General features: G+C 47.2%; 6 protein-coding genes. 4 read left to right on the top strand and 2 right to left on the bottom strand.

Annotation, left to right across the window (positions count from 1 at the left end; genetic code table 11):
- Positions 1 to 123: 123 nt before the first annotated feature.
- Positions 124 to 1,869, bottom strand: coding sequence for an alpha/beta hydrolase (locus tag QUA62_RS16555; RefSeq protein ID WP_333405596.1), 1,746 nt, complete (start codon positions 1,867 to 1,869; stop codon positions 124 to 126).
- 276 nt (positions 1,870 to 2,145) lie between these two features.
- Here QUA62_RS16555 and QUA62_RS16560 point away from each other — a divergent pair, with 276 nt between their 5' ends.
- The 4 genes from QUA62_RS16560 to QUA62_RS16575 all read left to right on the top strand — a co-directional run bounded on the left by QUA62_RS16560 (position 2,146) and on the right by QUA62_RS16575 (position 6,483).
- On the top strand, positions 2,146 to 3,126 hold the full coding sequence (locus QUA62_RS16560) for an Npun_R2479 family HD domain-containing metalloprotein (protein WP_190663509.1): 981 nt from the start codon (positions 2,146 to 2,148) through the stop codon (positions 3,124 to 3,126).
- 398 nt (positions 3,127 to 3,524) lie between these two features.
- Entirely contained in the window at positions 3,525 to 5,723 is a 2,199-nt protein-coding gene (ligA, locus tag QUA62_RS16565; RefSeq protein ID WP_333405504.1) for an NAD-dependent DNA ligase LigA, read from the top strand.
- The gene (locus tag QUA62_RS16570) at positions 5,724 to 5,891 is read left to right on the top strand and encodes a hypothetical protein (RefSeq protein ID WP_333405506.1); all 168 of its coding nucleotides are present in this window, start codon (positions 5,724 to 5,726) and stop codon (positions 5,889 to 5,891) included.
- 178 nt (positions 5,892 to 6,069) lie between these two features.
- Entirely contained in the window at positions 6,070 to 6,483 is a 414-nt protein-coding gene (locus QUA62_RS16575; protein ID WP_333405508.1) for a hypothetical protein, read from the top strand.
- 400 nt (positions 6,484 to 6,883) lie between these two features.
- Here QUA62_RS16575 and QUA62_RS16580 read toward each other — a convergent pair.
- On the bottom strand, positions 6,884 to 11,421 hold a 4,538-nt coding region (locus tag QUA62_RS16580; RefSeq protein WP_333405510.1), incomplete at its 5' end, for a CHAT domain-containing protein.

Consider the following 11,421-nt stretch of genomic DNA (forward strand, 5'->3'; position numbering starts at 1 on the left):
GTAAAGGGGTTGAGCGACAGTTAAACTGATGACTGCGATTAGGAAAGCTGATGAAAAGACAGGGGTGGGCGATCGCCCCGGCGCCACAAGATATGCCAGCGTGCTCTTCGGCGCACCTCAAGGCTAACGAACGGGAGCTATGGGAGGTGGAGAAGGTAGAGAAACAGGAGCGAGGACAGGTGGAGAGACTGGCCTGCGAGCAGGTGGAGAAATCCTGAACTGCTGGAGTTGCTGCAGGGTGAGCGATCGCAAAATTCTCAGTCCGAGAGTGTCTCGGGAGATGCTTAAAGCGTAGGATGGCTCCAAATACGGGCGGAAATTGGATTTGTTGTTCAAATAGCTTTCCATGAAAGCTAGGCTGAGTCCGCTGAGGTAGCGGCGGGCTAAAGCTGGTTCGGGCCCGATCGCCTCTGCTGGTGGCAAAAAGAGGCTTTGAGGGGATTCCTCGATCGTTGAGAAGTGAGTCCCGTTAATCATCAACACCAGATATTTGTTGAGCGATGTCAGCCATGTGAACGGTTGAATTTGTTCGAGGAAAGCGGGGGCGACAGTATCGGCGCTGCCTGCTACTACCATGACAGGGATTTGGATTTGGCTGAGGTTTGTTTCTCCGAGAATGCTGCTGACGATGGGGTTGATGGCGATCGCAGCTTTGACGCGCGGGTCGTCGAAATTGTATTGGTTACGATCTAGTCCGCGGGCGCGGCACTGCAACAGTAGGGAGAGGTTCCAAGTATCGTTTTCGAGTCCGCAATCTTTGTCTAGCTGGGCAAAATTAATCCCTGCCCCGGCTAATGCTAAAGCCGTATAGCCCCCGAAAGACTGGCCGATGACGCCAACTCGCTGCAAGTCGAGCTGCCCTTGGTAGGCCGGATCGGTTGTAGAAAGTTTGGTTAAATAATCGAGCAGGTCTTTGATGTCGAGGGGGCGGTTGACAAATTCGGCTGGTTCTGCTAGTTCACTGGCTCTGCCTGTTACTAAGTTTTGGATTTGTTGGGCGTTGCTGCCGGGGTGTTCGGGGACGGCGACGGCAAAGCCGTAGGAGGCTAGGTGTTTTGCTAAATATTGAAAGGAAATGCGATCGGAACCTAAACCGTGGGAAATTACTACTACTGGGGCCGGTTGCGGGCTGCCCTGGGGCAGGTAAATGTCCATATCAAAGGTGCGAGGGCGATTTGGACTCGTCACAGTTACCGATGATTTTTTCCAAGTATAAGGGCCTGGTAGCTGGGGCTGCTGCATTTCTGCGGGCGGTATGGCGGGTTCAGAGGCTGCTTGTGCTTCGGACAACTGGACGACTCCGGCGATCGTCTGATTGGAACGGTTGATCAGCGATGTCAGCTCGTCGGCGATACCCAAGCCGCGAGCGATGTCAATCCTGATGCCATAAGTGGGGAATTTCCGCAGCACGTTGAGTATTGTCAGGCCTTCTGGATCTGAGGCTGCTAAAATCAAGGCGGCTCGGATGGCATAAAATCCGGGCTGCCGAGCTTTGGTTTGAATTACTCGGCCCAAGCGTTTCAGCAGCACTTCTCCTTGAGGCGTGTAGAGAAATTGGGCGATCGTCACCTGGCTGATTTCAGCTTTCGCTTGCAGGGCGCTGCGAATCTCAGCTAGCTGAGATTCTTTGATGTATTGAGCGAAGCCGTCCAAGTTCGAGTCTATTTTGCCTTCTTGGGCGAAGAGTGCCAGGGATTCGATGGGAACTGATTCTTCTAGCGGCCCGTAAGTTACGTAAATTCGCTCGGCACCCATTGCCGGTGCGGCAGTGCAAACAGCAGTGAATGCAAACAATCCTAGGTATTTTGGGGCGATCGACCGCCTAGTGCGAAGGGCAGCAGTGGAGAGGCTCAAAAACAGACAGTTCATAACTTTCACACCTAGGACTTCTAATAATTAGTCGGTGAAACGAGGTAAATTGTTTCGTCAACATTTAATGCCGAAAAATCGATCGGTTGCTTCGGAAATTAGGTTATCGTGGGAAGCATAGCCTAAAAGTAATTTTCTGATTTGACAAGGCTAGCTGAAATTTAAAATTCAACGCCGAGGGGTCAAACCTACTGGAAGGCCCATTGATTATTTTTTCAGCTATGCAAGATATTTTCGATCGAGTTTGTAACTACAGCCTGAGTGAGAGAATTTATGATGTTCAATGCAACTGCTATCCTGATTGACGCTTTTGTGCAAGAGTTGCAGGCCGGCTACCGTCGCACCTACGGCAAGTACAAGCCTGACTACCCTGAAATTATCGCTTGGGCAGGGACTATGGCTCTGGAAAATATCGCTAACTGCGATGCTCTGTACCACAATGTGGAACACACAATGCTCGTGGCTTTGGTGGGACAAGAGATTCTCCGGGGCAAGCATATTCGCGAAGGGGGAGTGTCGCCGGAAGATTGGCTGCACTACCTGATCTCGCTGCTGTGCCACGATATCGGCTACGTCAAAGGTGTTTGCCGCCAAGACCAAGAAGCTGTGGGACTCTACGCTACGGGTATTGACGGGGGCATGGTTTCTGTGCCGATCGGGGCAACTTCTGCCAGTTTAACTCCTTATCATGTCGATCGAGGAAAACTTGTAATTGACGAACGCTTCGGCGGCCACACATTAATTGATGCCGAACAAATCAAGCGCAATATTGAATTGACGCGCTTTCCAGTTCCTGCTAGCGAAACTCATCAAGACAGAAACAATTATTCTGGACTCGCTAGAGCCGCCGATTTGATCGGTCAGTTGAGCGACCCCAATTACCTGCGAAAAATAAGTGCCCTGTTCTACGAATTTGAGGAAGTCGGCACTAATAAAATCTTGGGATACAAGTCTCCGGGAGATTTGCGGCAAAATTACGCCAAGTTTTATTGGAATGGAGTTTTTCCTTACATTCCAGCAGCTTTAAACTACTTGGAATTGACCCAGGGAGGCAAACAGATTATTGCCAACCTCTACGCCAACGTATTTCAGGTTGAACACGCTGAACCGATCGCTTTCAACAAGACAAACGCTCAAGAATTCACAAAATCCAGAAGCACGGGCAATTTAAACGGCGAAAAAGATAGTGATAATCTTCAAGCTTCCATGTCCGGGGAAAACAAGAAATTTGCCGAGTTTCAAGACTTGAATTTGTGATGATTTACACGCACAATTCGGCAGCTATAAAGGCGAGTCAGTCGATTTGAGATTTTACACTTCGGCGTGACAGGTGGGACGAAACGTTCAGCGAGCGGCCAGTCGAACGATTTTAGATTTACTTCCGAGATGACTCTGGAAGGTTGAATAAGAGTCGAAAATTTGGGGCGACTGGCGACTCCTGTCGTTCGCAATTATCCGTTTGTTGGTAGGGTGACAATTAGGATAAGTTTTGATTTTATAGTTGCTGGATCTTTTTTTTAGCTTTAATTGAGATCGATCATCTCAAATCTCCACTCGCCCTAGCAGCAGAGAGGTTGCTCGCTCCTTTTTTTTGAGCTAAAATGAAGAGTTATCATCAAAAATTTAACATCTAAAATCGAAAACCTTAAATTGATATGGCAGCAGAAATTCAGCAGCAAATTCAACAGTTGAGGCAGCAGCTACAGGAAGCTAGCTATGCTTATTATGTTCTCGATGCGCCGATCATGCCAGATGAGGTGTACGATCGACTTTATCGCCAGTTGCAAGAATTAGAATCAGATTATCCGGAATTAATTACTGCAGAAAGTCCGACTCAGCGGGTGGGAGAACAGCCTGCTACTCAATTTTTTAGCGTCAAACACAATATTCCTCTCTACAGTTTGGAAAATGCTTTTAATTTTGAGGAATTTGCTAAATGGCAGGAACGCTGGCAAAAGGTAGCGCCCCCCCTAACCCCCGGTCAAGAGGGAAAGGCACTCCCCCTAACCCCCCCTTGTGAAGGGGGGGGACAAGAGGGAAATGCACCCCCCCTAACCCCCCCTTATCAAGGGGGGGGACAAGAGGGAATAACATCTTCCATTAGCAATCAGGAAAACAGGGAAATTACTCCCCCCCTTAGCAAGGGGGGGTTGGGGGGGGTTTCCTATGTTTGCGAGTTAAAAATTGACGGTTCTGCTTTAGCCTTAACCTATGAAAATGGAGTTTTAGTTCGCGGTGCGACGCGGGGAGATGGCATTGCGGGAGAAGAAATTACTCAAAATGTTAAGACTATTCGATCGATTCCTTTAAAGCTCAATTTAGATAATCCGCCGCCTGTTGTGGAAGTGCGGGGAGAGGCTTTTTTGTCTTTAGCTGTGTTTGAGGAAATTAATCGGGAACGGGAAAAAGCCGGGGAACAATTGTTTGCTAATCCTCGCAATGCTGCGGCGGGTACGCTGCGGCAGTTGGATTCTAAAATTGTGGATAAGCGACGGTTGGATTTCTTTGCTTATACTCTGCATTTAGATGAGGGTAACGAGGAGAAAACGCAGTGGGAATCGTTAGAATTGTTGCGAAGAATGGGGTTTAAGGTAAACCCCAATCGCAAAATTTGCTATTCTTTGGATGAGGTTCGGGAGTATTACGAATATTGGGATACTGAACGGCGAAATTTGCCTTACATGACTGATGGGGTTGTTGTTAAGATTAATTCGGTTTTGCTGCAACGGCAATTGGGTTTTACTCAGAGGTTTCCGCGTTGGGCGATCGCACTGAAGTATCCCGCCGCCGAAGTCCCTACAATAGTAGAAGCTGTCACCGTGCAAGTAGGGAGAACCGGGGCTCTGACTCCTGTAGCGGAACTCAAACCGGTGCAGTTGGCGGGGACGACGGTTTCGCGGGCTTCTCTCCACAACAGCGATCGACTTTCAGATCTGAACCTCCACATTGGCGATACTGTAATTGTTAGAAAAGCTGGGGAAATCATACCAGAAGTTGTGCGAGTTTTGCCAGAACTTCGCCCCCCAAATGCTCAACTTTTTCAAATTCCTAGTTGCTGTCCCGAATGCGAACAGCCTGTAGTTCGGGAAAAGGGGGAGGCCGTTACTCGCTGCATTAATACATCTTGTCCAGCAATTTTGAGGGGTTCGCTGATTCATTTTTGCAGCCGGGATGCTCTGGATATTAACGGTATTGGGGAAAAGTGGGTGCAGCAGATGGTTGATAGCAATCTGGTGCATTCTGCGGCGGATTTGTACGATTTGACAGCGGAAAGATTGATGAGTTTGGAACGCATGGGTAAGAAGTTAGCAGAAAAGTTGGTAAATGCGATCGCCCAATCGAAAAATCAACCTTGGTCGCGGGTACTTTACGGCTTGGGTATCCGCAACGTCGGCACAGTTAACGCTCAATTGCTGACAGAAAGGTTTGCCAATGTGGAAGAGTTAGCAGCGGTATCGGCGGCATCGATTGAGGGGGTTTACGGCATCGGGTCGGAAATTGCTCAAGCTGTTTATCAGTGGTTTCGAGTGCCGGCAAATCAAAGTTTAATTGCACGGTTGAAAACAGCAGGCTTGCAATTGCAGTCAGAAGTGAAAAATTCCAATTTAGCCAGCACAAATTTACAACTTGCAGGCAAAAGTTTTGTGCTGACGGGAACTTTGCCCACTTTGAAACGAGATGAAGCTAAAGATTTGATTCAAAAAGCAGGCGGTAAAGTCACAAGTTCTGTGAGTGCTAAAACAGATTATGTGGTTGTGGGAGAAGATGCGGGTTCTAAGTTGGAAAAGGCTCAATCTTTGGGGGTAGAACTACTGTCGGAAGCTGAGTTATTAGAACTGCTATCAAAACCCTAAATGATTGGTGAAAGTCAATATATCTCTCTTTTTTCTTTCTCTGCGATCTCTGCGGTTCGTAAAAAAGCTGATTCACTTGAACCGTTTTCCGAGAACATCACCAACTATTCTATTGCGCCAAATGCAAAAGAGCCGATCGCGAATTGGGCAATACCTCAAAAGGCATAGAAAGCGCGTTAGCGAAGCCCTCGAAGAGGATCGCACTTGGTGAATATACATACTTCCCCGGCGGTGCTGCCCGAATCTGTTGTCGGTACAGGCTAGTTTTGCTAAAATTTGATAAAGTTTGCAATAGCGATGGCAACTGCCAGCTTAGCAAAATCTCAGCAATCATAGGAGATAAATTATGTCTGAAATTCCAGCAGAACAAACACAAACAAACTTGACAACTCCAGAAATAACTACCGAAAGCTCAATTTCTGGAGGGGAAAACGTGAAAAATAGTTTGGGAAACGTCCTAAATAGTTGGAAATTGAAAGCAGGATTAGCCGTTGCTGTACTGTTTGCAGTATCGCTATTTGCTTTCTACTGGCAGCATATGATTGCAGTCGTAGGTATGAAGAGTTGGTCGGCGCGATCGGGAGCTCAGCCGATAGAATGTATGGTAAGAGATACTAATAACGACGAGTATGTCAGTTGCAGCGCCCTCCTCGATCAGCAGATTGTCCCTCTTGAGTGCAGTTCGAGTTTGTTCAATATCGGCTGTCGAGTCAATTACGGAACTGCGGCACCAAATCCGAGACAAATCAACCCTAGATAGAGCATCTGCGGGTTAGAGATAATTGTTCAAGGAACAGATTTGCTACTTAAAATAGGGGACTTACAAAAAAAATCTCACCGTGAAAATAGTCCAGCAATAAAGAGCGGAAAAGTCTTGCTTTTCTTGTTGTAAATTAGCAGGTAAGTAGACTTACCTGCTATTGCCATTAGGTAATCTGTGATAGATGATGTGCGGCAGTATATTGGCGATCCGAAGGTTTTTGATGATATTACTTTGGTGGTGAGGAAACAGAAATAGAGTTCCAAACCCCCTGGATCGATCGGCGGTTGAAATAGGGACAGCCACGGGGGAACCGCCCCAACCACCCCAAGCGGGCATGGTTCCTAATGTAGAAACTTTCGTCCCTCAGAAGCGGAGACAGAAAAATAAAGATGGCAGCTTACCAAGGGCTTCCGATCATGGTGAAACTACTCCAGTAGTAAGGATGAGAAAAATTTTGGTTTCCTTGTTGTAAATTAGCAGGTAAATTTAACTTGCCACCGGTTGTTACTAGCTGTCCGTTTTCCAGCCGCACTTTACCGGACATTATTGCTTGTTGAGCCAGTTGCAAAGCTTCTGCCTTAGTTGTGGTTCCTCGCAACTGGTGGTAAAACTCGCTCATCAGCCCCAAAGTGCCTCCATCGTCAACATACCACAAACTCCCTAAAGCAGATTTGGCGCCGGATTTGACTGCTAAACCTCCAAAACCTAACTCTGCTTCCCGATCGCCCACAGCAGTTCTACAAGCACTCAATACTAACAAGTCTACCTGCGGATTGCGCCAATTTAAACTCTCCATGCGATCGAGCTGCAATTTGGAATTCCACAGTTGAATGTAGGAATTGCTCGCTTTTCCCGGTTTGAATTCAGCGTGAGTTGCTAGGTGAACGATCCGAAATCCTCCCTTGACGTGTTCCGACTTGAGATTATCTAAAGTGAAAGTAGAATTGAGGAAAGATGGACTCTGCCACTGAGCCGAAATCGACTGCAATTCTATCGGCACACTGGGCAATGGCTCTTGGTCAACAAATTCTGACCTTCCCATTGCTAGCACGGTGGCGTCTCTAACAGCTTTATAATCGGTATTAGTCGAACTAAAACTTGGAATTAGGCTGAAACTGTATTTTTCAATCAAGAAGCCTTTACCGTCGTGTAAAGCGGCAAAGGGCAGGCTTCGCAATCCGGGATCGACTGACAGTAATAAAGTTTGAATTCCTAAGTTTTGTAAGTCTTTTTCTAGGGGTGCGATCGCCCATTTATATAATTGCTGGGCGGCGGCTAGATAGCTGGTACTAGCGCGTTTTGCGGGATTGGTGATTTCAGCGCGCAACTCCTGGACTCTGGGGAAAAGAGCAGCTCTGTTGGCTTCTGGCACGCTGTAGTGAATCGGTCGCCCCACGGGAGGAACTAAAATTAGTTCCAGTCGATCTTCTCGCGAGACTATGTAGATAATACCCGACCGCTTGCCCGGTTGCTCTGCGATATCTTGTAAAGTTTGTTGGAAGGTCGAAATCAAGACTTTTTCCTCTGGGAGGTTGGCTTTTACCCCCAAGTATTCTCCAAATTCTTGATTCCTCATTTCTTCGATTCCCCAGACTGTTTTCTGGATATCGTTACCTTCAAAAAGTCGATCGGGAGGCGGGGCGTACCCCAGAACTAAATTAGAAGTAAGGTTGACTGTTGGTGCTTGTTTGGATGCTGGTGAAGATGCTACGATGCCGGCCGGTAATTGACTGGTGATACTTTGATCGATGGTTAAAACTCGATCTGCTGCTACACCGGGATTGTCTAGCGGTGGAATTTTGCGGCGTTGAAAGTCTTCTGAATCAGGGGTTGAAGATTCTTCTTGCGGTGCGGGTATACCTGTGGCTGTGGGCGATGTTGGTGTTGCTGGTGTGGGGACGGGTGCGATCGGCTTTAAGGGCTCTTGTACAGATTCGATGGCTGACGTTACCTGCTGATTTTCCTGCGGAATTCTCGGCTGATTAATGACCGTTACCTGCTGATTTTCCTGCGGAATTCTCGGCTGATTGATGACCGTTACCTGCTGATTTTCCTGCGGAATTCTCGGCTGATTGATGACCGTTACCTGCTGATTTTCCTGCTGAATTGTTTCCGTTACCTGCTGATTTGTTCCGGTTGTCAGCGGAATTGTTGGCGGAACGGTTGGCGGAATTGTTGGCGGAATTATTGGCGGAACGGTTTCCGTTGTTGGCGGAACGGTTGGCGGAACGGTTTCCGTTGTTGGCGGAATTGTTGGCGGAATTGTTGGCGGAACGGTTGGCGGAACGGTTGGCGGAATTGTTGGTGGAATTGTTGGCGGAACGGTTGGCGAAACGGTTGGCGGAATTGTTGGTGGAATTGTTGGCGGAACGGTTGGCGTCGGGTCGATCGCGTCATCAGTCGAAAACACAATATTACCAACACTACTAGAACGCGGAAACGACTGCGATGTAATGGTAGATTGTCCTGTTGTAATTGCACCCGCCGTACCGTTGCTAGCAGCATCCCCCACCACAAACGGTTGAATCGGCGTCCCTCCATCTCCCCCAGCGTGCACAATTGTAATTTTGCCACCACCTGCGCCGCCAGCAGTAGAAATGCTAGCAAATCCCGTCGGCGACAGTGGGGTGGAAAAAGTACCCGTAGCGCGGAAAAAATTGCCTGTGATTGCTGTCACCTCGCCACCGGTGCCGCCTGTACCGCCTTGGGCATTGATCCACTCTACTTGAATATCGCCGATCGGATCTAAGAACACATTGCCGGCATTTCCGAGTATACCGCTAGAGTTAATTTGTCCGGTGGTAATTGAAGTTATCGCCTTAACAGTTATGTTGCCGCCACTGTTTGCCGATGTATTCAAATTGCCTGCGGTAAAATTGTTACCGCTTGTAAATAGAATTTCTCCGCCATTAGTAGTAATATTTTTAACACTTATATCGCCCTTGGCAGTAATATCGACTTTGGCGGCGGTGACATCTCCCGATAAGTTGACTTTTTCCGTGTTTAGTGCTGTCAATTGTTGCGCGTTAATTGTCGAGTTTCCTGTCACATTGCCAGCATTTTCGATCGCAAGATTTCCTAACTTGCTGGTAGCCCCCACCGAACCGTTGAAAGTGATGCTGCCGCTACCGGAGGCTAGAGTTAAGTTGCGGGCCGCATCAATACTGTCGATCGCACCTCCAAAGGCAATATTCCCCCCGGCTGTACTCAATCTCGCATCTTTCGTCAACCCGAGAACACCGTTAATATTGATATTCCCATTATTAGTAGTAACATTGCCACCCAACTTAGTGCTGGCAGCAGCAATATTAAAACCAGAATTGCTCGCAATATTACCGTTAGTGAATTCCGCCTGCGTTGCCGTAACATTCAAAACAGAAAGTGGTGCTGTTCCTCCGATATTTCCTTGCACCAACACATTGCCTGTAGCGGCATCTAAGTTCAACAAATGATTGCCGTCTATCGCACCAGTTATCTTAATATCTCCGCCGCTGGTACGGAGATTAATATCGTTGCCGAGTGTAACAGTGCCGTTGAGAGCGATCGGATTTTTATTGGTATTGATGTCATAATTCAAATTTATTGTGGAAGCCTTGAGAGCAATGCTGCTGTTGTCATTGCCGGTAAGAGTGCCATCAAGTGCGATCGTACCAGTTCCCGTTTGAATATTTACTGGGTCTAAAAATGTAAGATTAGAGGAAATACTAACATTTGCACTGCTATCCGAGCGCCCGATCGCGATCGAGCTAAATCCATTTTGAATCAAATTCAGTTCCGATGCAGTCAAATCTAAAGCGCTAGTATTGTTATCAGTTCCGCCAACAACAATATTTTGTCCTGCGGTTGCAGGTTGTAGCGTTAACGCACCAGTACCAGAAACATTCCCCGAAAAATTAATTTCCCCTGCTGTTAAATTCAGCGGGTTACTACCTGCCGATAAACTCGAACCGAAAGCAATAGTTGCCTCTCCCAGTGTAAAAGTTACAGGAGCTTTTAATGTCACCGGACCACTAAAACTAATGTTATCATTAGTTGTGGTGATATTTCCGCTAACCGCAACAGTTCCCCCGCCCTTTTGAATAAATGCACCGTCTAAGTTCAGGTTTTTCTCAATATTGAGATTCACCTTATTGGTAATTGTGAGCGTGCCGTCATTGGTTGTTGTTACAGTTCCTTTGAGATTAACATTATCACCAGCAATACCGAGATTGCCAGCCACGTTAACTGTATTATTGAAAGTAATGTCGCTGCCGGAGAGAATCGGATTATTGGCAACAGTCACAGCATCTGCATAAGTTTGACTGTCGGTTGTAGTGACCTTCCCGCCTAAATATATCTTGCTGTTGGCAGTTAAACTTGTGAGAGAAGTTGTTTCGCCGATCGCCTTATTGAATGTAACATTACCAGTACCCCCATTCACAGTTAAATCGCTGCTGCCGTTTACTGTATCGTTGAAAGTAATACCGCTGCCGGAGAGAATCGGATTATTGGCAATTGTAACTGCATCTCCATAAGTTTGACTGCCGATTGTAGTGACATTTCCCTTGACTTGAGTTGTGCCCCCAGCATCTGTAGTCAAACTCGCGGCATTGATTGTTTGATTAAATGCGGTTGTTCCTGTAGAGTTAGCGGTAATATTTCCTAATGCCTTGGTATTGCCAACTGCACCATTGAATGTAATATTACCTGCACCCCCATTTACAGTCAATTCGCGGCCAATGTTACTGGCATCAACAGTATTATTGAAAGTAACGCCGCTGCCTGAAATAATCGGATTAGTGGCAATTGTAACTGCATCTCCATAAGTTTGACTGTTAGTTGTAGTGACATTTCCCTTGACTTGAGTTGTGCCCCCAGCATCTGTAGTCAAACTCGCGGCATTGACTGTTTGATTAAATGCGGTTGTTCCTGTAGAGTTAGCTGTTAAATTGCCGA

Origin of the sequence: Microcoleus sp. MON1_C1, from assembly GCF_036701945.1 — a bacterium.
Lineage (GTDB): Bacteria > Cyanobacteriota > Cyanobacteriia > Cyanobacteriales > Microcoleaceae > Microcoleus.

Coding starts and splice junctions, on each gene's coding strand:
- QUA62_RS16570 (WP_333405506.1), top strand. CDS start 5,724: ATGATTGGTGAAAGTCAATATATCTCTCTTTTTTCTTTCTCTGCGATC.
- QUA62_RS16555 (WP_333405596.1), bottom strand. CDS start 1,869: ATGAACTGTCTGTTTTTGAGCCTCTCCACTGCTGCCCTTCGCACTAGG.
- QUA62_RS16560 (WP_190663509.1), top strand. CDS start 2,146: ATGTTCAATGCAACTGCTATCCTGATTGACGCTTTTGTGCAAGAGTTG.
- ligA (WP_333405504.1), top strand. CDS start 3,525: ATGGCAGCAGAAATTCAGCAGCAAATTCAACAGTTGAGGCAGCAGCTA.
- QUA62_RS16575 (WP_333405508.1), top strand. CDS start 6,070: ATGTCTGAAATTCCAGCAGAACAAACACAAACAAACTTGACAACTCCA.